Raw genomic sequence first — 20,955 nt, 5'->3', positions numbered from 1 at the left:
AAGCCACGACGTAAACTTGCCGCATGACCGACCTGCACCAAGCCGCCCGGCGCTGCCTCGACGCCAGCGATCCGGAAGAGAAACTGCGCCTGACCCACGACACATGGCGGGCACTTCAGGCGGGCGAACTTCATCCGGATTCAGAGGCGTCGCCTCCGGAGCCGATCGCAGCCCCGGGCCGGCCGCCACGTCCCGGCCTGGTCGAAGCACGCCACGTCCCGCAGCGCGGGCTGAGTACGCCCGAAGGCCGGGCCGCGCTGGTCCACGCCATCGCGCATATCGAGTTCAACGCGATCAACCTGGCGTGGGATGCGGTCTACCGTTTCCGCGGCTTCCCCGATGACTACTACCGCGACTGGGCCAGCTGCGCCCACGACGAGGCGCGCCATTTCGCCATGCTGAGGGACCGGCTGGCCGAGCTCGGTCACGCCTACGGCGATTTCGATGCCCACAACGGCCTGTGGGAGATGGCCGCAAAGACCGCGCACAGCGACCTCGCCCGCATGGCGCTGGTGCCGCGCGTGCTGGAGGCGCGGGGCCTTGACGTGACGCCCGGCATGATCGAGCGCCTGCGCGGTGTCGGCGACGGGCGCTCCATCGCCATCCTGGACATCATCCTGCGCGAGGAGGTTGCGCACGTTGCGGCAGGCACGCGATGGTTCCGCTGGTGCTGCGAGCGCGACGGGCTGGAACCGCGCGCAACGTTCGTGCAGCTGCTGCGCGATTACATGGGTGGAAGCCTGCGCGGGCCTTTCAACCGTCCCGCGCGGCTGGCGGCCGGTTTCGATGCGGAGGAAATGGATCAGCTGGCTGCCATGGCCACCACCTGACCTTGCGGGGAGCGCCGTTCGGCGCGACCGCCACGCACTTCCGTCGCGCACCAGGATGCACTCCTGCGAGAGCCCGCCAAAGAAAAAGGCCACCGCTAGCGGTGGCCTTTCCACGAACCTTGGTCGGGGTGACATGATTCGAACATGCGACTTCTACGTCCCGAACGTAGCGCTCTACCAGGCTGAGCTACACCCCGTGGAGCCGCGTATCTTAGTGAGCCGGCGCGGGCTTGGCAACATCCCCGCGGCTTTTTTTCGCGCATCGCGCGCCGGGGCGGGCTTGCCCTTCTGCTAACCTAGGCGGCTGCCGTTGCGCGGCCTTCAGCGCCGCTCCCGTTACCCGCAAGCAGAGGATTCCATGGCGCTTACCCCGGCCCGCACCATGCCCGGCGTGCTCGAGTTGCTGCCGCTGGACCAGATCGCGTTCCAGCGCATGCTCGACACCATCCGCCGCAACTTCGAGCGCTTCGGTTTCCTGCCGGTGGAAACGCCGGTGATCGAGTTCTCCGACGTGCTGCTGACCAAGAGCGGCGGCGAGACCGAGCGGCAGGTGTACTTCGTGCAGTCCACCGGCGCGCTGGCCAAGGAAGGCACGCCGGAACTGGCGTTGCGCTTCGACCTTACCGTGCCGCTCGCGCGCTACGTCGCCGAGCACGAGCACGACCTGTCGTTCCCGTTCCGCCGCTACCAGATGCAGCGTGTGTACCGCGGCGAGCGCGCGCAGCGCGGCCGGTTCCGCGAGTTCTACCAGTGCGACATCGACGTGATCGGCAAGGACAGCCTGACCACCCGCTACGACGCCGAACTGCCGGCAGTCATCTACAGCACCTTCCGCGAGCTGGACATCGGTGCCTTCACCATCCAGCTCAACAACCGCAAGCTCATGCGCGGCTATTTCGAGAGCCTGGGCGTGGCCGACGCCGAACAGCAGATGCTGGTCCTGCGCGAGGTGGACAAACTCGACAAGCGCGGTCCCGACTACGTGCGCGACACGCTGACGAGCGAGGCCTTCGGCCTGTCGGCCGACGTCGCGGCGAAGATCCTGGACTTCGTGCAGGTGCGCTCGACTTCGCTGCAGGACGCCTTCGCCAAGCTAGACGCGCTGGGCAGCGGCTCCGAGGCGCTCGAACAGGGCAGGGCGGAACTGAAGGAAGTGCTCGGCCTGATCCGCGACTTCGGGGTGCCCGAATCGCATTTCGCCCTGAACCTCTCGATCGCCCGCGGCCTAGACTATTACACCGGCACCGTCTACGAGACCACGCTCAACGACCACCCGCAGATCGGCTCGATCTGCTCGGGCGGCCGCTACGACAACCTGGCCAGCCAGTACACCAAGTCGAGGCTGCCGGGCGTGGGCATCTCGATCGGCCTGACGCGCCTGTTCTGGCAGTTGCGCGACGCCGGCCTGCTGGGCAACGCGCGCAGCACCGTCGACGTGCTGGTGACGCAGATGGACCCTGCGCAATTGCCGGCCTACCTTGCCATCGCCAACGAACTGCGCACTGCCGGCATCGCTACCGAGGTGGTGCTGGAGAGCGGCAAGCTCGGCAAGCAGTTCAAGTACGCCGATCGCGCCGGCATCCGCTTCGCGGTTGTGCTGGGTGAAGACGAGCTGGCCAAGGGCGTGGTCACGGTCAAGGACCTGCGCCGCGGCGATCAATTCGAAGTGGCGCGCGGCGAGCTGGTCAAAGCGTTGCGCGTGGAACTGGAACAGGCAGCGGCGATGGGGCAGTGAGCCACGGGCTCACCCACGAACACGACGGAGCACCGGTGGACAAGATCATTCTCGATGGCCGCAGCCTCACCCGCGCGCAGCTGGTTGCCGCGGCGCGCCGCAGCGTGCCGGTAGAGCTGGACGCGACGCAGCTCGAGCGCGTGCAGCACGCGGCCGATTTCCTGGCCGACAAGGTCAGTTGCGGCGAGCCGACCTATGGCGTGACCACCGGTTTCGGCAGCAACGCGGACAAGCTCCTCGGCGGGCATCGCATGCGCGACGAGCTGGCGGTGCAGGATGCGTCCAAGGGCGGCGCGAGCCTCATGGAGGAGCTGCAACACAACCTGATCGTCACCCACGCCGTCTGCGTGGGCAAACCGTTCGCGCCGGAAGTGGTGCGGGCGATGCTGGTGATCCGCATCAACACGCTCATGCGCGGCCATTCCGGTATCCGCGTGTCCACGCTCCAGGCGCTCACCGCGATGCTCAACCGCGGCGTGGTGCCGGTGGTGCCGGAGAAGGGTTCGGTCGGCGCCAGCGGCGATCTCGCGCCGCTCTCGCACCTGGCGATCGTGCTGCTGGGCGGTGGCGAGGCTTTCTTCGACGGCGAACGACTGCCGGGCGACGAGGCGCTGAAGCGTGCGGGCCTGGAGCCTATCCGGTTGTCGTTCAAGGAAGGCCTGGCGCTCAACAACGGCACGGCGCAGATGCTGGCCACCGCGGTGCTGGCGCTGGACGAGCTTGAATACCTGCTCGGCGTGGCCGACCTTGCCGCGTCGATGACGCTGGACGCCTTCGCCGGCCGCAGCGGCGCGCTGCGGCCCGAGGTGCACGCGCTGCGTCCGCACCCCGGTCAGATGGAGGCGGCGTCGCACGTGCGCCAGCTCCTGGCCGGTTCGACGCTGGTCGACATTCCCTACCACCTGGTGCCCCGCTTCAAGCCGTGGTCGGCCGATGCGTGGACGCTGCCGGAGGACCTGGCACTGTCCTTCGACATCGGCTGGGACTGGGTGCCGGCCAACCAGCGTCATGGCCGCGAAGCGTTCTACGACCGCTTCCTGCCGTTCAAGGGCGGTAAGAAGCACCAGCCGCAGGACGCCTATTGCCTGCGCTGCATGCCACAGGTGCACGGCGCTGTACGCGATGCCTGGGCGCAGGCCTGCCGCGTGATCGACGTCGAGCTCAACTCGGTGACCGACAATCCGCTGATCTTCCCCGATGCCGAAGGGGCGCAGTTCATCGAGGAGCAGGTGATCTCCGCCGGCCACTTCCACGGCATGCCGCTGGCGCTGGCGATGAGCTACGTCAAGGCCGCGATCCCGGTCCTGGCCTCCATCTCCGAGCGACGACTCAACAAGCTGGTCGACCCGGCCACCAACGACGGCCTGCCGGCCTTCCTCACCGGAAACGAGGACGGCACCGATTCGGGCTTCATGATCGTGCAGTACACCGCCGCCGCGCTGGTCAACGACCTGGCCACCCGTGCGCATCCGGCCAGTGTGTATTCGATCCCCACCAGCGCGAATGCCGAAGACCACGTCTCGATGGGCGCCAACGAGGCGCGCCACGTGCTCGAGATGATGGAGGACCTGGGTCACGTGCTGGCGCTGGAGCTGTACACCGCGGCGCAGGCGCTCGATTACCGCCGTGAAATGCTCAACGCCGCGCGCCGCCTGGCCGCGCGCGGCGAATGGCTCGCGCTGGCCGCCAAGATCGGCAACGCGCCACGCGAAGGCCATCCGCACTACCCCCAGTTCGAGCGGGAAGTGCGCCAGCTGATGGCGGCGCTGGCCGGCAGCGAGGAGTTCCACGCCGGCACCGCCGTGCAGACCGCCCACGCCCTGCTGCGCGAGCGGATCGCCTTCATGCACCGCGATCGTGCGATGGATGGCGATATCCGTACCGTCTGCGCGCTGCAGCAACGACGCGCGTTCGCCGCGGCGGCCCATCCGTGGCTTGTCGCCGACGTCGTCGATTACCCCTGATTCCCCGGAGTCCCCATGAGCCTCATCCAAGTCCCGGTTTCCTATGGCGAGCTGATCGACAAGATCACCATCCTGGAGATCAAGTCGCGCCAGATCAGCGATCCGGCCAAGCTGGCCAACGTGCGCAACGAGCTGGACCTGCTCAACGCGACCTGGGCCAACGACGCTGCCTCGCAGACCGACATCGGTGACGAGCGCGCGCGGCTGCTCGCGGTCAACGAGGCGCTGTGGGACATCGAAGACCGCATCCGGCTGAAGGAGAAGGCGCAGGCGTTCGACGCCGAGTTCGTCGAGCTGGCCCGTTCGGTGTACTTCCGCAACGACGTGCGCGCGGCGGTCAAGCGCGAGATCAACCTCAAGCTCGGATCGCAGCTGGTCGAGGAAAAGTCCTACCAAGATTACCGCTCGCCGGGCGCGTGAGGCGGCCCGTCGGCTCCGCCGCCGTGCGCTGCGCTCAGGTTGAAGGGTTCAGAGACCCGTTAGGCTGAGCGTGGTCCCCCAGGCGAGGTCGAAGCGTCAGCTCCACACCTGCGTCCGGATCCCTTGCCCTTCGGGAGAGGGAGCCGCATCAGCCAAGCCCGCGCGATGAGGCAAACGCCTCGAACCGCTCGATCACATGGTCCACACCGATCAGCTCCATCACGCCGGGGCGCTCGATCTTCGTTCCCCAGGGCAGCTCGCTTGCCGGCTTGCCCAGAAAACGGCGCGCGGCCTCGTCATACTTGTCCACGCACCAGCTGCGATCCGAATACGGTCCGGAGCGGTTCGGATTGCTGGCCGCGTGAAGCCCCAACACCTTGGTGCCGACGGTATTGGCCATGTGCATCGGCCCGGAATCGGGCGTAAGCAACAGTTGCGCTCGACCACACATGGCGAGCATCCGCTTGAGCGTGTCCTTGCCGGTGAGGTCCAGCGGCGGACGCCTGCAGGCCGCCAGCACCGCATCGGCCATGGTGCGCTCGCCGGGGGACGGGCCACCCACCAGTACTACGCGCCAGTCGTGGGCCAGCGCGTGGTCGATTACCGCCGCGTAACGTTCCGGATACCAGTTGCGCAGGGCATGGCTGGACGTGGGACTGACCAGCAGGGTGGGCGTCTCCCCCGATAGTTGTTGCTCGGCCCACGCGTGCGCTTCCTCGGGGACCGGGATGTCCCAGCGCACCTGCGTCTGCTTCAGCCCCAACGGCTCGCAGAAGCTGCCGATTGCATCGAGTACGTGCTCGCCGGTGCGCGCGGGGATGCGCTCGTTGATCACCAGGCTGTGCAGGTCCTTCGAACGCGCGCGGTCGTAGCCGACACGCCGATTGGCATGGATGCCCAGGCTCAGCAGGTTCGAGCGCGCCGCTACCTGCATCTGCAGCAACGCGTCGAAGCGCCGTCCGCGCAATTCATTCCAGACCGCGCGCATCCCGGCCAGGCCGGCGCCTTTGTCGAAGGTGATGAACTCCACCCCCTCGATGTCGCCGACGAGCCTGCGCTCGAGCTTGCCCACCACCCAGGTCAGCGCCGTCTGCGGCCAGGCCCGTTGCAGCGTGCGCACCAGCGGTACCACGTGGGTGACATCGCCGATCGCCGAGGTGCGCAGAAGGCACAGCGTGGGGGGAGCGGGCAGGGGGCTTGGGCTAGAATCGACCGGCATGAACGTCTCCTTCGACCGCACATGATGATGCAGGAGCAGATCCGCGAGGAAGCCGGCGGCGCGATGCTGTTCGATGCCTCGCTGGCGAGCGGCGTGGACAACGACTGGTTCGACCCCGGCTACTGGCGCGCCCGCGATGCACTCGAGGTCCAGGGTGGCGGACGCGGCGGCGTGGCCATGATCGACACGCCCGCCGGCGCGTGCGTCTTGCGCCATTACCACCGTGGTGGCCTGGTCGCCCGCTTCAACCGCGATCGCTATCTCTGGACTGGTGCCGCGCACACGCGCAGCTTCGCCGAGTTTCGCCTGCTGGCGCATATCGCCGCGCTGGAACTGCCCGCGCCGCAGCCGGTGGCCGCACGCTTGCGTCGTCACGGGCTTTTCTACACCGGCGACCTGATCACCCGGCGCATCGACGGTGCGCACACGTTGGCGCAATGCCTTGCCGACGGCCGGCTGGATGCGGACCTGGCGCGCGAGACCGGCGCCCTGGTCGCGCGCTTCCACCGCGAGGGAATCTGGCACGCCGACCTGAACGCGCACAACGTGCTGGTCACCTCCGAGGCGCTCTACCTGATCGACTTCGATCGCGGCGCACTGCGCACGCCAGCAGAAGCCTGGCGGTTGGCGAACCTGGCGCGACTGCGCCGCTCGCTGGTCAAGCTCGGTGCCGCGGAGCGCATTCCCGATTTCCAGGCGGCCAACTGGGGTCCGCTGGTCTACGGCTACGAACGGACAATGGGCGCATGAACTGGTCGCTGCGTTTCCTCGGTGTCGGCGCCGCTCATGCGGTGGAACTGGGTTCCTCCGCCGCGGTGCTCGAACACGGCGGCAAACCCATGCTGCTGATCGATTGCGGCCCGGACACACTGGATCGCTACCAGGCGGCGTACGGTGAGTTGCCGCGCGCGATCTACATTACCCATACCCACCTCGACCATGTCGGCGGCATGGAGCGGCTGTTCACCCGGCTGTGGTTCGACGAGGCGCTGCGAGGCAACGTGCGCATTTTCATCCACGCGGCCCTGGTGCCCTGGTTGCAGGCGCGCGTGGCCGACTACCCGGGCGTGCTGGCCGAGGGCGGCGTCAATTTCTGGGAGGCGTTCCGCCTGGTGCCCTGCAGCCGCGGCTTTTGGCTGGACGGATGGTGGTTCGATGTTTTCCCCACGCGGCACCATCGACCGAACACGTCCTTCGGCTTGGCACTGCACGGCAGCTTCGTGTTCACCGGCGATACCCGGCCGGTACCGGAGATGCTGGCGCAGTTTGCAGCGGGCGGCGAACGCGTCCTGCACGACTGCGGGCTGGTCGGCAATCCGTCGCACAGCGGCGTGGACGACATCGAGCGCGAGTACGACGAGGGATTGCAGCGGCAGCTGGTGCTCTACCACTATGGCAGCGCCGCCGATGGCGAGGCGCTCCGGACGCGTGGCCATGCGATCGCCCGGCCCGGCGGCAGCCTCGTGCTGCCCCCGCCCTTGCCGCCCCACCCGGACGCCGGTTGATTCGCGCAGGTTGTGTCGGTCGGGGGAGATCGCTATCCTTCCGCTTCTTTGCCAGCCCGTTGGGTGGCAAGGAAGATCCGGAGAGGTGTCCGAGTGGTTGAAGGAGCACGCCTGGAAAGTGTGTATACGGCTTATACCCGTATCGCGGGTTCGAATCCCGCCCTCTCCGCCAGTTTCAAGTAGGGCCTGAAAAGCCCACGTCCATGGTGGCCCCGTCGGTCCCCCCGCGACGATAGTCCGCAAACTCCGCCAGGTCCGGAAGGAAGCAACGGTAGTGGATGATTCGGGTGCCGGGGTGTGGCTGGCGGGGCCGCCGCCATTTCGGGGCTCCGACGCGCTCGGCTGACTTGCCGGCGTCGACTTGGCACAATCGGCCTCCGCCCCCAAGTCATTACTGACTTCGAGGCTACCCGCCCAGCCCGCAGAACAGGCTCCAACGCATGTCCTATCAGGTTCTCGCCCGCAAGTGGCGCCCGCGCAAGTTCGTCGAGCTGGTCGGGCAGGAACACGTGGTGCGCGCGCTGACGAACGCGCTGGACACCGGGCGCATGCATCACGCGTACCTCTTCACCGGCACGCGCGGCGTGGGCAAGACCACCATCGCGCGCATCTTTGCCAAGTCGCTCAACTGCGAGCGGGGCGAATCGGCCGATCCCTGCGGCGAATGCGCCGTCTGCACGGCGGTGGATGCCGGCCGCTTCGTCGACCTGCTGGAAATCGACGCGGCCAGCAACACGGGCGTGGACGACGTGCGCGAGGTGATCGAGAACGCGCAGTACGCACCGGCGCGTGGCCGCTTCAAGGTGTACCTGGTGGACGAGGTGCACATGCTCTCCAAGCCGGCCTTCAACGCCTTGCTCAAGACGCTGGAGGAGCCACCGCCGCACGTTAAGTTCCTGCTGGCGACGACCGACCCGCAGAAGCTGCCGGTGACCGTGTTGTCGCGTTGCCTGAAGTTCAACCTGAAGCGCCTGCTGCCCGAGCAGATTTCCGGGCAGATGCGCCACATCCTGGAAGCGGAAAAGATCGTTTACGAGGACGCCGCCATCGGCGAACTGGCGCGCGGTGCGGACGGCTCGCTGCGCGACGGCCTCTCGCTGCTGGACCAGGCGATCGCCTACGGCGGCGGTGCGCTCAAGGCCGACGACGTGCGCGCGATGCTCGGCAGTGTGGCGCGCGGCCAGGTGCTGGGTGTACTCGATGCGCTGGCCGATGGCGATGGCTCGCGGTTGATGGCCGAGTGCGAGCGCATCGCCTCGTACTCGCCCGACTTCGGCGGCGTACTGGACGACCTGGCCGCGACCCTGCATCGCGTCCAGCTGATGCAGCTGGTGCCGGGCTACCACGCCCAGAGCGATGGCGAGGATGCGGAAAGCCTCGCTGCGCTCGCCGAGCGCATGCAGCCGGAAGACGTGCAGCTCTACTACCAGATTGCCACCACCGGTCGACGCGATCTCGCGCTGGCGCCCGACGCGCGCACCGGTTTCGAGATGGCGCTGCTGCGCATGCTGGCGTTCCGCCCGGGCGGAGCGGACGAACCCGCGCCGACCGAACGCATGCCGCGGCCGGCGCCCGCGGCGCGTCCGCCATCGCCCATCGGGCGCGCCGAGCCACCCATGCTCAGTGCCTCGCCCACGCCGCGCGCTCCGGTGGCCTCCGGGCCCGCACCGATCACGCATGCGGCCCCGGTCGGGCGCGCGCCGGTGCCGACCGATGCCCGCGGCCTGCCGCGCTGGGACGCACTGATCGAACAGGCGGGCCTGCGTGGCCCGCTCGGCCAGCTGGCACAGAACGCCGCACTACGCGAGCGCGACGGCAACACGCTGGTGCTGGCGCTGCAGCCGGCGCACATGCACCTGGCCGTCGAGCCGATGGTCGGTCAAATGGCCGACCGCATCGGCGACGTGCTGGGTGAGCGCATCAAGCTGCGCTTCGTCGCCGACAGTCAGGGCGCCACCCAGACGCCTGCCGCCCGCGCCGCCTCGGCCCGCGAAAGCGCGCAAAGCGCCGCCGAGCAGGCGATCGAGGAGGATCCGCTGGTGCAGTCGCTCAAGCGCGAGTTCGGCGCCCGCGTGGTACCGCAGTCCATCAAACCCATCGAAAGTTGAGCGGAGCAGAATCATGAGAGGCCAGATCGGTCAGCTGATGCAGCAGGCCCAGCGCATGCAGGAAGACATGAAGCGTGCGCAGGAGGAGATCGCGAAGATGGAAGTCACCGGCAGCTCCGGCGGCGGCCTGGTCACCGTGCTGATGACCGGCGCGCACGAGGTGCGCCGCGTGCAGATCGACCGCAAGCTGTTCGCGGACGACCCGGAGATGGCCGAGGACCTGGTCGCGGCCGCCGTCAACGACGCGGTCAACAAGGTGGCCGAGGCCAGCCGCAACAAGCTCGGCGGCGTGACCGCCGGGATGAACCTGCCGGCCGGCTTCAAGATGCCGTTCTGACCACGACCTTTGTAGGAACCCATTTGCGGGCGATGCTCTTCCGGCCATTCGGAAAAAGAAGCTCCGCCCGCTTCCTGCAGTTGTCGATACCAGAAACCATGACAGGCTCGCCCTTACTCGCCAATCTCATCGAAGCTCTGCGCTGCCTGCCCGGCGTGGGTGGCAAGAGCGCGCAGCGGATGGCTTTCCACCTGCTCGAACGCGAGCGCACGCGCGGCCTGAAGCTGGCCGGCGCGCTGCGTGAGGCGATGGAGCGCATCGGCAACTGCACGCGCTGTCGCAACTTCAGCGAGGAGCCGGTGTGCGCGCTGTGCGCCAGCACCAGCCGCGACCGCCACGTGCTGTGCGTGGTGGAAACGCCGACCGACCTTGCCGCCATCGAGCAGGCCACCGGTTATCGCGGACAGTACTTCGTGCTGCTCGGCCGTCTGTCGCCGCTGGACGGATTGGGTCCGGAGGAACTCGGCCTGGCGCAACTGAGCGCGCGCCTGGGTGAGGGCGAGATCGAGGAGATGATCATCGCCACCAACCCCACCGTCGAAGGCGAGGCCACCGCGCACTACCTGGCACAGCTGGCGCACGCTGGCGGGGTCAAGCCGACGCGGCTGGCCCACGGCGTGCCGCTGGGCGGCGAACTGGAATACGTCGATCGAGGCACCCTGGCGCATGCCTTCGGCAGCCGCCAGGCGCTGGAATGAGCGAACCGCACCTGTCCTACGCGGTGCCCGCGCCGGCCGACTACTGCGCGCTGCGGCTCGCCGCCGGCCTCAGTCCCATGGATGAGTCGGCCGCCATCGTGGGATTGCCGGCGAGCTGGTGCGCGGTCAGCCTGCGCGTAGGGGACGAGCTGGTAGGCATGGGCCGGATGGTCGCCGATGGCGCCCTGTTCCTGCAGGTGGTCGACATCGCCGTGCGGCCGGACTGGCAGCGTCACGGGCTCGGCCGGCGGATCACGGGCGCGTTGATGGAGGAAGCGCGCCGGCGCGCACCCCGCGGCGTGATCGTCACGTTGCTGGCTGATGGCGAGGCCACGCGGCTGTACGAGCGATTCGGCTTCCGGCTGAGCGCGCCGCGCTCGCAGGGTATGCTGCTGCGCCTGTGAATCCACGCGAGGGCTCGGGCATGGGCGACACCATCTTCGGCAAGATCATCAGGCGCGAGATCCCGGCCGACATCGTTTTCGAGAACGACGACGTGGTCGGCTTCCGCGACCTCAATCCGCAGGCGCCGGTGCATGTGCTCTTTATCCCGAAGAAGCCGCTGCCGACGCTCGACGACGCGCAACCGGCCGATGCCGAACTGCTCGGCAAGGTGCTGCTCGCCGCGGCCGATTACGCCAGGCAGGAAGGGCTTGCCGAGCAGGGCTACCGCACGGTGATCAACTGCAACGAACATGGCGGCCAGACCGTGTTCCATCTGCACGTGCACCTCCTGGCCGGCCGCCGGATGAGCTGGCCGCCGGGCTGAGCGACTTTTCTATGGGCGCTTGCGCTGTGCCTGCCCCGGCTCACCGGTCGCAGCGTGTTCGCTCCTGCTGGAATGTCCGCGATGCGATGCATTTAGCGGCAACAGAAACGCCGGCCCTGGGCCGGCGTTTTTGAGATCGAACCGCGCTTACTTGTGCGCCGGTTTCGGCGCCGGCGCCGGCGGCGGGCGCACGATGATCACGCGCGGGCGGTTCCAGAACGGGTCGCCCCACGGACCCCAGTAGGGACTACCCCAGCCCGGCCCCCAGAACGGGTCGTAGTAACCCGGCGGGTAGCGCACGGTTACCGGACGCTTGGGCCACAGGTACACCACGTCGGCCGCCACGCGCGGGTAGGCATAGTCGTAATCGCCCACCTTCTTCGTTACGGTGCCCTGCAGCGTACCCGTCACCGTGAGCTCGCGGCCACGGGTAAACACCTCCGGATCGTAAAAGCCTTCGTGGCAAGCGACGAAGCGGCCCTCGGTGGCGCCGCTGGTGTCGCTCTCCGGCCGCGCCTGCTTGTCCAGAGGACGGGACAGCAGATAGAAGCAGGTTTCCTGCGGTCCGGGTTCGGTACTGATGATCTCGCCGCCCCAGCGCACTTTCGCACCGCCGGCACCGCCCTGCTGGGCGCCTGCCGTGCTCACGTCGGAGTAGGTGCCCTGCAGCGGCTGGGGCACCGTTGCGCAGGCGGTCAGCAGGCCGAAGGCGGTCGCCAGGCCTAGAGGACGGTAAGGAAAGGACATGATGGTTCTCCCTGGACACCGGCTGCCCTGGCAGCCGCATGGATATTCATTTGACCACGCGCCGGGGCCGGAATTCCCGTACCGCCCGCTGGAATTCCCGCAGCAGTTCAGGCACCGGTTCGTCGTGTGCATAGCGCAGTTCAAGGTAGCGGTTCATCAGTCGCTCCAGTTCAGCGCGCTGCGCCGGCAGAGCTCGCGCGGCGCGGCGCAGGTAATGCTGCGGCCCTTCGCTGCGACGGCGCGTGATGCCGGCGCGCGCGAGCCTGGCCTCCAGCCGGCGTAGCGCCTGGCGCAACGGCTCGGGCCGTTCACGCCGCCACAACGCCCAGCCCACGCCGATGGCAACAAACAGTGCGGTGCCGATCGCCAGCAGGATGCCCAGCATCGCCGTGCCGGTGTCGTGGATGCCGAACGGCGTCAGCAGACCGCGCTGGCGCAGCGCATCGAAACCGATAACGCCCTGGGTCCACCAGTGGTTGACTACATCCCACTGGTTGCGCAACGACGCCAGCCAGCTGGTTTGCACCCAGCCGAGCTGGTCGCCGGCCGCCGCCGCCGCGCCTTGGCTTACGCGCTCCGGCCGCACGGCGGCGGTGGGGTCGACACGCGTCCAGCCGCGACCTTCCAGCCACACTTCGCTCCAGGCGTGCGCATCGGACTGGCGTACCAGCAGGTAGTTGCCCAGCGGATTCCAGTAACCGCCCTGGTAGCCGGTGACCACTCGCGCGGGGATGCCGGCGGCGCGCATCAGCACCGTGAAGGACGAGGCGTAGTGCTCGCAGAAGCCCTCGCGCGTGCCGAACAGGAAGTCGTCTACGGCGTTGCGGCCCAGCGGCGCCGGCGACATGGTGTAGCGGAAGGCGCCATCGTGGAACAAGGCCAGCGCGTCATCGACGATCGCCTGGTCGTCGCCTGCACGGCGCGCCCGCCATTGCGCCGCCAGTGCGTGCGTACGGGGATTGAGCCCCTGCGGTAGGCGCAGGGCGAAACGTCGCGCGGCTTCAGGCAGCTTCGGCTGCAGGTGGTAGTAGAGCGCCGAGCGGAGCGCGTAATGCAGTGGCTCGCGCACGGGCTTATCGCTGAACACCTCGCGGTTGGGGCTTAGTCGCGCGTCCGCCGGTGCCTCCATCGGCATGCCCAGAGCCGGTAGGACGGTGCGGTCGGTCGGTTCCAGGTCGACCTGGTAGCCCGTCGTAACACGAGCTTCCAACGGCTCGAGTGGCCTCGCGCGGCCGTCGGCGAGGCGCAGTTGCACGTGCTCCCAGGTGCGACCGTCGTACGCCCACATCACGTAGGCGCGGAAGTAGCGCTGCTCGGGTGGCGGGGGTGGGCCGTCAAAGGTGACCCGCATCGCCGGGCGCTCGTCGTTCAGCAGTTCGACGAAATCGCCGGGCGACATCTGGTCACTCAGCCCAGTGCGCGCTTCGGTGCGGTTGGGTGCTCCCCACAGCGGCGAACTCAACCGCGGCACCAGGGCGAAGGCTAGCAGGGCCAGCGGCACGGCGGCGGCGAGCAGGGCGAGACCCGGCAGCAGGGCACGCGGCAGGCTTACCGACGCCTGCGCCGGTTCCAACGCACGCAGGGTGGCCAGGGCAGGCAACAGGCCCAGCGCCACCACGAAGGTGGCTACCAGGCCCTGGTCGAACAGCAGCGCGGCCATCAGCCCGAAACAGGCAAAGCTCACGCCGACCTTGGCATCGCGCGGCGCCTCGCTTTCCAGCAGCTTGAGTACCAGCAGGCCGACGGCCAGTGCGGAGCCGGGTTCCTGGCCGAAGATCGTGCCGTAGGTGAAGACGACGCCGATCGCCAGCAAGGCCAGCAACGGCAGCTTGAGCAGCATCGGCGGAGGCGTGCCATGCCGGCGCCGCTGCCACCAGCGCAGCGCGAGTACCAGCGCCAATGCGGCCACCAGCCACCAGGGCAGGTGTGATGCGTGTACGCCGAGGACGCAGGCCATGGTCAGGCACAGCAGGTCGAACGCGCGGCTATCCAGCGAGGGTCCGGTCGGGTGACGTGTCACGCCGATCATGGCAGCGACGCCAGGGCGCTCATGCAGCGCGCGTAATGGCCTGGACCGCTTCCCACCTTGATGGGCAGCCCCGGCAGCCACAGGCTGTGACGGCGGCCCGCGGCGTGCGCCTCGCCCAGCCAGCGGGCGAGACGGGCGATGCGGGCCTCGGTGTCCATCCCCTCCAGTTCGCGCCAGTCCAGGCGCCACTCGGGACGCGACTCGGGCTGTTCGAAATCCTTACTGAGCAAGTGTCCCAGCCGTGCGCTGGCCTTCCATGCGATGTGCTTGCGCGGGTCACCGCTGCGGTAGTCGCGCAGGGCGGCCAGGTCCTCGCCGCGGTGCAGTCGGGGGCGCAGGCCCTCGTCGGCGGGCAGCAGCGGTGGTGGTCCGCCGCTTTCGGGGCGCGGCCAGACCAGCACGGACTGTTCCGGGTGCATCCAGCTCCAGGCGCGAAACAACCCCAGCGGCCACGTCGTCCACACGCGCACTCGCGGCAGGGGCTGCCAGCCACGTTGGCGGGTGGCCAGCGGCAAGGTGACGTCGGCCTTGCCCGAGGCGTCGATGGCGAACGCCTGGCAGGCATCGCCCAGGTCGATGCGGATCGCGCTGCGTGGCCGGGTCGATTCGAATTCGAGCGTCAACGCCAGTGGCTGACCCGCAATCGCCTGCCCCGCGCGAACGCTGGCCAGTGCAAGCCCGTCGAGCGCGCGGAACGCGATCAGCATGCTGGCTGCGCCGGACGCACCCAGCATGCAGGTGAGCAACAGGGCGGCGTTGTTGGAGTAATTGAGCGAGCCGACCAGCATCACCAGCAGCAACACGGTGAAGCCGATACCGAAGCCGGTCGGCACGATGTAGATGCGCCGCCGGTTCAGTTCGATCGGCATCGGCTCCGGGCGGCGGAAGCGGGTGAGCGCAGGCAGCCGCCGTTCGGCCAGCTGCTGCAGGCGGCGCAGCGCGTCGCGCATGGTCAGTCGACCGCGGTATCGGCCAGCAGCGCGCGGGCCAGCGCATCCCCGCTGGCGCCGCGCGAGGGCACCAGCCGGTGCGCGGCCAGCGGTACGAACAACGCCTGGATGTCCTCCGGCAGCACGTGGCCACGGCCACTCAGCAGGGCCCAGGCGCGCGCCGCGCCGAGCAGGGCGATGCCGGCGCGCGGTGACAGTCCCACACGGATGTCGGCGTGACGTCGGCTTGCCGCGAGCAGTGCCTGCAGGTAATCGAGCAATGCGCTGCTTGCAGTGATGCCCTGCGCCTGGAGGTGCAGCGCGGCCAGGCTCGGCGCATCCAGTTGCGGCGTGAGCTGGGCGAGCAGGTCGCGACGATCGCTGCCGCAAAGCAGCGCGCGCTCGGCGGCGGCATCGGGATAGTCGAGCGAGATGCGCAGCATGAAGCGGTCCAGCTGCGAATCGGGCAGGGGGAACGTGCCGTGCAAATCCAGCGGGTTCTGGGTGGCGACGACGAAAAACGGCTGGGCGAGCGTGTGCGTCTGGCCGTCCACCGTGACCTGGCCCTCGGCCATCGCCTCCAGCAGCGCGCTCTGCGTCTTGGGCGTCGCGCGGTTGATCTCGTCGGCGAGCATCAGGCCGGTGAAGATCGGACCCGGATGGAAGCGGAACTGGCCCGTCTCGCGCTCGAACACGCTGACCCCGATAATGTCCGACGGCAACAGGTCGCTGGTGAACTGGACGCGCTGGAAGTCCAGCGTGAAGCTCGCAGCCAGCGCATGCGCCAGCGTGGTCTTGCCCACGCCGGGCACATCCTCCAGCAGCAGGTGGCCGCCTGCGACCAGGCAGGTAAAAGCCAGCTTCACCTGGCGCGGTTTGCCCAGCAGCACGCGGTTGACCTGGGCCATCGCCGCTTCCAGGCGCGGATGGAGCGTTTCTTCGGACAGCGGAGTGGTGGCGGACATGGGTTCCTGGCAGTCGGCACGGGCGGAACGCGGGGAGGGCCGGTCGAGTGTAGCGGCCGGTCTCGCGCGCTGGCGAGGCGGGTTCCTCATTGCGTTCGCCGCTCTGCTCGTTCTCAAGGGCATCGTGGCCGCCACGATGTCGCCATTTGGCGACGAGGCGTTCTACTGGCTGGAAAGCCGGCACCCGGCCTGGGGCTACAGCGATTTGCCGCCGCTCACCGCATGGCTGATCTGGCTGGGCGAACGGGTCGCCGGACATGGCCTGTTCGGCATGCGCTGGCCGTTCCTGATGCTGGGCAGTGCGTTGCCGTGGGTGATGGTGGCGTTCGGGCGGCGCGCGTTCGACGCGCGCACGGGTTGGCAGGCCGGTCTGTTGTGCCTGGCCTTGCCGCTGGCCGGCACCTTCGGCGTGATGGCCATGCCGGACGTGCCGCTGACCCTGGCGGTCGCGGTGGCGCTCTATGCGCTGCTGCGCGCGATGGACGAGGAGCGGCTGCTCCCCTGGCTGCTGCTCGGCGTTGCGCTGGCGGTGGCATGGTTGACCCATTACCGCGCGGCGATGGCGATGCTGGCCGGGCTGTTGCTGCTGGTCTTCACGCCACGCGGTCGCGGGCAGTGGCGCCGGGGCGGATTATGGCTGGCGCTTGCCGTGGCGACGCTGGGGCTGGTCCCCCTGATCGTGTCGAACTGGCGCCAGCACGGCGCGGGGCTTGCGTTCCAGCTGGTCGATCGCAACCCGTGGAGTTTCCATGCCGATGCGCTGGTGCAGCCGCTGGAGCAGGCGATCGCTTGCACGCCGGTGCTTTACGTCCTGCTGCTGTGGGCGTTGTGGCGCAGCTGGCGCCAGCGCGAAGAAGGGGCTCCGTGGGACCTGCTGGCGTGGACCTCGCTGGGTTTCCTGGTGCCGTACCTGGTGTTCGGGCTGTTCGCCGACAACCTTCGCTTTCGCGCGCACTGGCCGTTGCCCGGCTACCTGCCTTTGCTGGCGGCGTTGCCGGCCTTGTGCCGCGAGACGGGCCGGGGCTGGCGCGTGGCCACAGTGGCCGGCGGTGTGCTTGGCGGCATGGGGACATTGCTTGGACTGGCTTACCTGGCGCTGGCGGCCAGCCCGCACGGCGCCGAAGTGCTGGCTGCGAGCAAGGCCTTCCCGACCAACTTCGTGGGTTGGCGCCAGAGCGCGGCGCAGGCACGCACCCTGCTGGGACAGAAGGATGCAGTGCTGGTAGCCGACAATTTCATGCTCGCCGCGGAGCTCGAGTTCCAGCTCGGCGGACGCCCGGTGTATTCGCTGGACAGCACGCTCAACGTCAAGCATGGCCGCGCGCCGCAGTTGGCGATCTGGGGACGCGGCGAAGCAGGGCTGCGCGCCGCGCATGCGGGCGCACCGATGTTGCTGGTGGTGAGCGAGGTGATGCGCGAGCGCGAGAAGCTGGAGCGACTTGGCGCGATCTGCGGAAGCATCCGGTCGCCGGAGCTGGCCACACGGTTGGTGCTGTTCGACGGGCGCAAGAGCTTTGCTTATTACCGCGGTCGGGTGCCGGCGGAGCCACTGGCACGGGTTGCCGATCCGGCGTCCTGCCTGTTCTGGCGCAACGCGCAAGCTTTGCCGCGACCGTAGGGTAGGTTTCAGCCCCCCAACCACCTCGCCGAAGCGACTGCCGGGCTGGAGCCCTGCAGCCGATTTACGGAATGGCCAGGCCGGCCTCGCGTAGCAGCCGCGCCAGCGCGATCAATGGCAGGCCCACCAGCGCCGTCGGGTCGCTGCTGTCGATACGGTCGAACAGCGAGATCCCCAAGCCCTCGCATTTGAAGCTGCCAGCGCAATCGAGCGGCATCTCGCGCTCGACGTAGCGGACGATCTCCGCTTCCGTGAGCTGCCGGAACCGCACGCGCGTGGTGTCCAGGTGCGTATGGCGACGCCCATCGCGAGTGTCGAGCAGGCATAACCCCGTGTGGAAGTGCACCTCGCGGCCGGCGCAATCGGCCAGCTGGGCCCGCGCGCCATCAACGCTGCCGGGCTTGCCCAGGGCGCGCCCATCGAGTTCGGCGATCTGGTCCGAGCCGATCACCAGCGCCCCGTCGAGCCCGCGTGCGGCGCCTTCTGCCTTGGCAATCGCCAGTCGCAGGGCGCCTTCGGCCGGGGACTCGCCGGGCGCCAGGGTTTCGTCCGCGCCGGGCGCCCGTTGTTCGAAGTCCGGCGCCAGACGTCGCAACAGCTCCGCGCGGTAGCGCGAGGTGGAACCCAGGACCAGCCGCGTCATACGTCCGATTCGCGGCGGATGTGTTCGCGCATAGCGTCGTCCAGCTCGTGATGCGCGCGCTCCAGCGCCCGCACCAGCGGGCGCAGCCGGGCGCGGGTCTGGCTCATGTCGGCAGCCGCCTCGTCCAGGCCCTGCTGACTGGCGTCGGGGGCACAGTCGCGGATCCACAGCCGCTGCTGCAGCAGCGAGCGCAGGCCTGCGTCGATCGCCTGCTTGGCTTCCTGCTCGCCGGCGGCCGGCTGGTCGGGGTTGAAGGACATCACCGCATGGGCCTGCTTGAGGCCTTTGCGGCAGGTTTTCAGGTCCGATTCCAGCTGGTCGGCCAGCTCCAGCAACCGGTGCATGCTGTGGCGCCGCCGTTCCAGCCTGCGCCGCCGGCCCACCAGCACGAATGCACCGGCGCCCACCAGCAGCAGGCACATCGCGGCGAGGCCAAAGGCAAGGGAAGCGGGCACAAGGAGAACCAGTTACGATTGGAAGGGCAGTCTGCCGCAGTCCCGACGGCAGGCAAAGCCCGGGTGGCGCGGTTGACTTGGACCCCCGTCGACCCTAAGATTTCGCGATTATGTCCGTGACACTGCCAGAGTCCGTGGACGCTTGGCGCATGGTCTCGGCGCGGCGTTCGTTCGCCGGAGCGCTTCCCGTGGCTGCCATGTCCCGCCTGTGCGGGATGCTGGCCGGCAACGAAGGGGCGGCCCAGTACGCACTGGATTTTGGTCGCGACGATTTCGGCACGGCCTACCTTCAGGTGCATGTCGAGGCGCCGCTGACGCTGACCTGTCAGCGTACGCTCGAACCGTTCGTGCTGCCCCTGACGGTGGACAGCCGGCTTGGCCTGATCCGCAACGAGCGCGAAGAAGCGGCTCTGCCGCCGGGCTGCGAGCCGCTGCTGGTTGATGACGACGGCAAGCTGGACCTAGCCGCCGTGATCGAGGACGAATTGCTGTTGGCAGTGCCGCTGGTACCGGTCAACCCGGACAGCAGCTTGCCACCCGAAGTGACTGGCCCCGGCCCGGAGGAATCCGTGCCTGAGCCCAACGACAACCCGTTCGCGGTTCTGCGCGAACTCAAGAAAACCGATTGAAGCCGGAGATACACCCATGGCCGTTGCCAAGAGCCGCAAGACCCCGTCCACCCGCGGCATGCGTCGTTCGCACGACAAGCTCAAGACCGTGCAGCTGGCGACCGACCCGACCAGCGGCGAGGTGCACCTGCGCCACCACATCACGAAGGACGGCTACTACCGCGGCAAGAAGGTGATCGACACCGCCGCGGCCGTCGACGCCGAGTAAGCGGCTTCCATCGGACGCAACAGGGCGGCGCGGCGACGCGCCGCTTTGCGTTTCGGCGTCCGCGAACGTAACGTTGCGGTTTCGGCGTGGCTGGACATCGGCGCAGCAGCCCCGGCGCCAGTTCCTCGCCTCCGCATGCAGATGGAAAGTCCATGGCCTCGACCTACGCCCGCATCATCGGCACCGGCAGCGCGCTTCCCGAGCGCGTGCTGAGCAACTTCGACCTGGAGAAGTTCGTCGAGACCAGCGACGAGTGGATCCAGTCCCGCACCGGCATTCGCCAGCGCCACGTCGCCGCCGAGGGCGAGACCACCGGCGACCTGGCCTTCCTCGCCGCCGAGCGCGCGCTCGCCGCCGCTGGCGTCAAGGCTTCGGAGCTCGACCTGATCGTGCTGGGCACCACCACGCCGGACCTGATCTTCCCGTCGACCGCCTGCCTGGTACAGCACCGCCTGGGCGCCAACGGCTGCGCTGCATTCGACGTCAACGCGGCCTGCTCCGGTTTTGTCTACGCGCTGGGCGTGGCGGACAAGTTCATCCGCAGCGGCCAGACGAAGAAGGCGCTCGTGATCGGCGCCGAGACGCTGACGCGCATGATCGACTGGAAGGAGCGTGAGACCTGCGTGCTGTTCGGCGACGGCGCCGGAGCGGTGGTGCTCGAGGCCAGCGACGAGCCGGGCATCTACGCCACCTGCATGCATGCCGACGGCGGCCACAAGGAATTGCTGTGGAATCCGGTTGGCGTGTCGGTCGGCTTCCGCGACGAGCCCAATCATGGCGTGCGCATCAAGATGGCCGGTCGCGAGGTATTCAAGGTCGCGGTCAAGACGCTCGACTCCCTCGTCGAGCAGACCCTGAAAGCCGCCGGCATGGAGGCTTCGCAGCTCGACTGGCTGATTCCGCATCAGGCCAACCTGCGCATCATCGAAGCCACCGCCAAGCGGCTGAACATGTCGATGGACCAGGTCATCGTGACCGTCGACAAGCACGCCAACACCTCGTCGGGTTCGGTGCCGCTGGCACTGGACTACGCGGTGCGCTCGGGCAAGGTGCAGCGCGGGCAGAACCTGCTGCTGGAAGCTTTCGGCGGCGGCTTCACCTGGGCTTCGGCGCTGCTGCGCTACTGAGTCCGACTGCCCTGCCGCGA

The 20,955-nt window shown here is 68.5% G+C and carries 22 protein-coding genes, 2 tRNA genes and 1 other RNA gene; 17 read left to right on the top strand and 8 right to left on the bottom strand.

The window, feature by feature from the left end; genetic code table 11:
* Window positions 1–23 precede the first annotated feature (23 nt).
* Complete coding sequence (locus tag ACFWZ1_RS10975) at window positions 24–830, top strand: ferritin-like domain-containing protein (RefSeq protein ID WP_439666436.1); 807 nt, start codon at window positions 24–26, stop codon at window positions 828–830.
* Window positions 831–950: 120 nt separating this feature from the next.
* Here the strand turns inward: ACFWZ1_RS10975 and ACFWZ1_RS10970 are convergent.
* A tRNA-Pro gene (locus ACFWZ1_RS10970) sits at window positions 951–1,027 on the bottom strand.
* 161 nt (window positions 1,028–1,188) lie between these two features.
* Between ACFWZ1_RS10970 and hisS the strand changes: the two genes are divergently transcribed.
* From hisS to ACFWZ1_RS10955, 3 genes are read left to right on the top strand one after another with little or no spacing between them, the layout of a single operon-like run.
* The gene (gene hisS, locus ACFWZ1_RS10965) at window positions 1,189–2,565 is read left to right on the top strand and encodes a histidine--tRNA ligase (protein WP_231320603.1); all 1,377 of its coding nucleotides are present in this window, start codon (window positions 1,189–1,191) and stop codon (window positions 2,563–2,565) included.
* 35 nt (window positions 2,566–2,600) lie between these two features.
* On the top strand, window positions 2,601–4,529 hold the full coding sequence (locus ACFWZ1_RS10960; RefSeq protein WP_439666435.1) for an HAL/PAL/TAL family ammonia-lyase: 1,929 nt from the start codon (window positions 2,601–2,603) through the stop codon (window positions 4,527–4,529).
* A 15-nt stretch (window positions 4,530–4,544) separates the two neighbouring features.
* Window positions 4,545–4,949, top strand: a complete 405-nt coding sequence (locus ACFWZ1_RS10955; protein WP_231320601.1) for a DUF6165 family protein — start codon at window positions 4,545–4,547, stop codon at window positions 4,947–4,949.
* Between the two features lie 148 nt (window positions 4,950–5,097).
* On the opposite strand, the gene ACFWZ1_RS10950 is transcribed toward ACFWZ1_RS10955, so the two are convergent.
* Complete coding sequence (locus tag ACFWZ1_RS10950) at window positions 5,098–6,168, bottom strand: glycosyltransferase family 9 protein (protein ID WP_439666434.1); 1,071 nt, start codon at window positions 6,166–6,168, stop codon at window positions 5,098–5,100.
* A gap of 21 nt (window positions 6,169–6,189) precedes the next feature.
* On the opposite strand from ACFWZ1_RS10950, the gene ACFWZ1_RS10945 reads away from it, so the two are divergent.
* The 9 genes from ACFWZ1_RS10945 to ACFWZ1_RS10905 all read left to right on the top strand — a co-directional run bounded on the left by ACFWZ1_RS10945 (window position 6,190) and on the right by ACFWZ1_RS10905 (window position 11,585).
* Window positions 6,190–6,918 (top strand): 3-deoxy-D-manno-octulosonic acid kinase, encoded by a 729-nt coding sequence (locus tag ACFWZ1_RS10945; RefSeq protein ID WP_439666433.1) that lies wholly within the window; start codon window positions 6,190–6,192, stop codon window positions 6,916–6,918.
* On the top strand, window positions 6,915–7,673 hold the full coding sequence (locus tag ACFWZ1_RS10940) for an MBL fold metallo-hydrolase (RefSeq protein WP_439666432.1): 759 nt from the start codon (window positions 6,915–6,917) through the stop codon (window positions 7,671–7,673). The genes ACFWZ1_RS10945 and ACFWZ1_RS10940 overlap by 4 nt, the downstream gene beginning before the upstream one ends.
* 79 nt (window positions 7,674–7,752) lie before the next feature.
* Window positions 7,753–7,845 (top strand) — tRNA-Ser (locus ACFWZ1_RS10935).
* A gap of 41 nt (window positions 7,846–7,886) precedes the next feature.
* Window positions 7,887–7,983: signal recognition particle sRNA small type (gene ffs / locus ACFWZ1_RS10930), an RNA gene on the top strand.
* 130 nt (window positions 7,984–8,113) lie between these two features.
* Window positions 8,114–9,781: a DNA polymerase III subunit gamma/tau gene (dnaX, locus tag ACFWZ1_RS10925; protein WP_439666431.1), complete on the top strand. Its 1,668-nt coding sequence runs from the start codon at window positions 8,114–8,116 to the stop codon at window positions 9,779–9,781.
* A 13-nt stretch (window positions 9,782–9,794) separates the two neighbouring features.
* Entirely contained in the window at window positions 9,795–10,118 is a 324-nt protein-coding gene (locus ACFWZ1_RS10920; protein WP_439666430.1) for a YbaB/EbfC family nucleoid-associated protein, read from the top strand.
* Between the two features lie 98 nt (window positions 10,119–10,216).
* Window positions 10,217–10,816, top strand: coding sequence for a recombination mediator RecR (gene recR / locus ACFWZ1_RS10915; RefSeq protein ID WP_231320594.1), 600 nt, complete (start codon window positions 10,217–10,219; stop codon window positions 10,814–10,816).
* Complete coding sequence (locus ACFWZ1_RS10910) at window positions 10,813–11,220, top strand: GNAT family N-acetyltransferase (RefSeq protein ID WP_439666429.1); 408 nt, start codon at window positions 10,813–10,815, stop codon at window positions 11,218–11,220. Before recR ends, ACFWZ1_RS10910 begins: the two co-directional genes overlap by 4 nt.
* Window positions 11,221–11,240: 20 nt before the next feature.
* Window positions 11,241–11,585 carry a histidine triad nucleotide-binding protein gene (locus tag ACFWZ1_RS10905; protein WP_231326009.1) on the top strand — a complete coding sequence of 115 codons (345 nt, stop codon included), beginning with the start codon at window positions 11,241–11,243 and terminating at the stop codon, window positions 11,583–11,585.
* A gap of 147 nt (window positions 11,586–11,732) precedes the next feature.
* Here the strand turns inward: ACFWZ1_RS10905 and ACFWZ1_RS10900 are convergent, their stop codons facing one another.
* The 4 genes from ACFWZ1_RS10900 to ACFWZ1_RS10885 are packed head-to-tail and all read right to left on the bottom strand — an operon-like array spanning window position 11,733 to window position 16,255.
* Window positions 11,733–12,332: a Slp family lipoprotein gene (locus tag ACFWZ1_RS10900; protein ID WP_231320593.1), complete on the bottom strand. Its 600-nt coding sequence runs from the start codon at window positions 12,330–12,332 to the stop codon at window positions 11,733–11,735.
* Between the two features lie 46 nt (window positions 12,333–12,378).
* The gene (locus tag ACFWZ1_RS10895) at window positions 12,379–14,361 is read right to left on the bottom strand and encodes a transglutaminase TgpA family protein (protein WP_439666428.1); all 1,983 of its coding nucleotides are present in this window, start codon (window positions 14,359–14,361) and stop codon (window positions 12,379–12,381) included.
* Complete coding sequence (locus ACFWZ1_RS10890; RefSeq protein ID WP_439666427.1) at window positions 14,358–15,311, bottom strand: DUF58 domain-containing protein; 954 nt, start codon at window positions 15,309–15,311, stop codon at window positions 14,358–14,360. The genes ACFWZ1_RS10895 and ACFWZ1_RS10890 overlap by 4 nt, the downstream gene beginning before the upstream one ends.
* A 2-nt stretch (window positions 15,312–15,313) precedes the next feature.
* Window positions 15,314–16,255: an AAA family ATPase gene (locus tag ACFWZ1_RS10885; RefSeq protein WP_231320590.1), complete on the bottom strand. Its 942-nt coding sequence runs from the start codon at window positions 16,253–16,255 to the stop codon at window positions 15,314–15,316.
* A 124-nt stretch (window positions 16,256–16,379) separates the two neighbouring features.
* Here ACFWZ1_RS10885 and ACFWZ1_RS10880 point away from each other — a divergent pair, with 124 nt between their 5' ends.
* On the top strand, window positions 16,380–17,873 hold the full coding sequence (locus ACFWZ1_RS10880) for an ArnT family glycosyltransferase (RefSeq protein WP_439666426.1): 1,494 nt from the start codon (window positions 16,380–16,382) through the stop codon (window positions 17,871–17,873).
* A 64-nt stretch (window positions 17,874–17,937) separates the two neighbouring features.
* Here the strand turns inward: ACFWZ1_RS10880 and ACFWZ1_RS10875 are convergent, their stop codons facing one another.
* Both ACFWZ1_RS10875 and ACFWZ1_RS10870 read right to left on the bottom strand, forming a co-directional pair.
* Entirely contained in the window at window positions 17,938–18,516 is a 579-nt protein-coding gene (locus tag ACFWZ1_RS10875) for a Maf family protein (protein WP_231320587.1), read from the bottom strand.
* Window positions 18,513–18,971 (bottom strand): hypothetical protein, encoded by a 459-nt coding sequence (locus ACFWZ1_RS10870; protein ID WP_338029227.1) that lies wholly within the window; start codon window positions 18,969–18,971, stop codon window positions 18,513–18,515. Before ACFWZ1_RS10870 ends, ACFWZ1_RS10875 begins: the two co-directional genes overlap by 4 nt.
* A 110-nt stretch (window positions 18,972–19,081) precedes the next feature.
* Between ACFWZ1_RS10870 and ACFWZ1_RS10865 the strand changes: the two genes are divergently transcribed.
* The 3 genes from ACFWZ1_RS10865 (at window position 19,082) to ACFWZ1_RS10855 (ending at window position 20,935) form a co-directional block, all read left to right on the top strand.
* Entirely contained in the window at window positions 19,082–19,600 is a 519-nt protein-coding gene (locus ACFWZ1_RS10865) for a YceD family protein (protein ID WP_425600783.1), read from the top strand.
* Between the two features lie 16 nt (window positions 19,601–19,616).
* Window positions 19,617–19,808, top strand: a complete 192-nt coding sequence (gene rpmF, locus ACFWZ1_RS10860) for a 50S ribosomal protein L32 (protein ID WP_231320586.1) — start codon at window positions 19,617–19,619, stop codon at window positions 19,806–19,808.
* A gap of 152 nt (window positions 19,809–19,960) precedes the next feature.
* Complete coding sequence (locus ACFWZ1_RS10855) at window positions 19,961–20,935, top strand: beta-ketoacyl-ACP synthase III (RefSeq protein ID WP_231320585.1); 975 nt, start codon at window positions 19,961–19,963, stop codon at window positions 20,933–20,935.
* The last annotated feature ends 20 nt before the right edge of the window (window positions 20,936–20,955 follow it).

Source organism: Frateuria sp. GZRe14, assembly GCF_051900395.1.
Lineage (GTDB): Bacteria > Pseudomonadota > Gammaproteobacteria > Xanthomonadales > Rhodanobacteraceae > Frateuria_A > Frateuria_A edaphi.
This window is presented reverse-complemented; position numbering and strand designations above follow the sequence as displayed.

Coding starts and splice junctions, on each gene's coding strand:
- hisS (WP_231320603.1), top strand. CDS start 1,189: ATGGCGCTTACCCCGGCCCGCACCATGCCCGGCGTGCTCGAGTTGCTG.
- rpmF (WP_231320586.1), top strand. CDS start 19,617: ATGGCCGTTGCCAAGAGCCGCAAGACCCCGTCCACCCGCGGCATGCGT.
- ACFWZ1_RS10950 (WP_439666434.1), bottom strand. CDS start 6,168: ATGCCGGTCGATTCTAGCCCAAGCCCCCTGCCCGCTCCCCCCACGCTG.
- ACFWZ1_RS10890 (WP_439666427.1), bottom strand. CDS start 15,311: ATGCGCGACGCGCTGCGCCGCCTGCAGCAGCTGGCCGAACGGCGGCTG.
- ACFWZ1_RS10920 (WP_439666430.1), top strand. CDS start 9,795: ATGAGAGGCCAGATCGGTCAGCTGATGCAGCAGGCCCAGCGCATGCAG.
- ACFWZ1_RS10905 (WP_231326009.1), top strand. CDS start 11,241: ATGGGCGACACCATCTTCGGCAAGATCATCAGGCGCGAGATCCCGGCC.
- ACFWZ1_RS10865 (WP_425600783.1), top strand. CDS start 19,082: ATGTCCGTGACACTGCCAGAGTCCGTGGACGCTTGGCGCATGGTCTCG.
- ACFWZ1_RS10940 (WP_439666432.1), top strand. CDS start 6,915: ATGAACTGGTCGCTGCGTTTCCTCGGTGTCGGCGCCGCTCATGCGGTG.
- ACFWZ1_RS10955 (WP_231320601.1), top strand. CDS start 4,545: ATGAGCCTCATCCAAGTCCCGGTTTCCTATGGCGAGCTGATCGACAAG.
- ACFWZ1_RS10910 (WP_439666429.1), top strand. CDS start 10,813: ATGAGCGAACCGCACCTGTCCTACGCGGTGCCCGCGCCGGCCGACTAC.
- ACFWZ1_RS10895 (WP_439666428.1), bottom strand. CDS start 14,361: ATGATCGGCGTGACACGTCACCCGACCGGACCCTCGCTGGATAGCCGC.
- recR (WP_231320594.1), top strand. CDS start 10,217: ATGACAGGCTCGCCCTTACTCGCCAATCTCATCGAAGCTCTGCGCTGC.
- ACFWZ1_RS10945 (WP_439666433.1), top strand. CDS start 6,190: ATGATGATGCAGGAGCAGATCCGCGAGGAAGCCGGCGGCGCGATGCTG.
- ACFWZ1_RS10855 (WP_231320585.1), top strand. CDS start 19,961: ATGGCCTCGACCTACGCCCGCATCATCGGCACCGGCAGCGCGCTTCCC.
- ACFWZ1_RS10875 (WP_231320587.1), bottom strand. CDS start 18,516: ATGACGCGGCTGGTCCTGGGTTCCACCTCGCGCTACCGCGCGGAGCTG.
- ACFWZ1_RS10885 (WP_231320590.1), bottom strand. CDS start 16,255: ATGTCCGCCACCACTCCGCTGTCCGAAGAAACGCTCCATCCGCGCCTG.
- ACFWZ1_RS10900 (WP_231320593.1), bottom strand. CDS start 12,332: ATGTCCTTTCCTTACCGTCCTCTAGGCCTGGCGACCGCCTTCGGCCTG.
- ACFWZ1_RS10975 (WP_439666436.1), top strand. CDS start 24: ATGACCGACCTGCACCAAGCCGCCCGGCGCTGCCTCGACGCCAGCGAT.
- dnaX (WP_439666431.1), top strand. CDS start 8,114: ATGTCCTATCAGGTTCTCGCCCGCAAGTGGCGCCCGCGCAAGTTCGTC.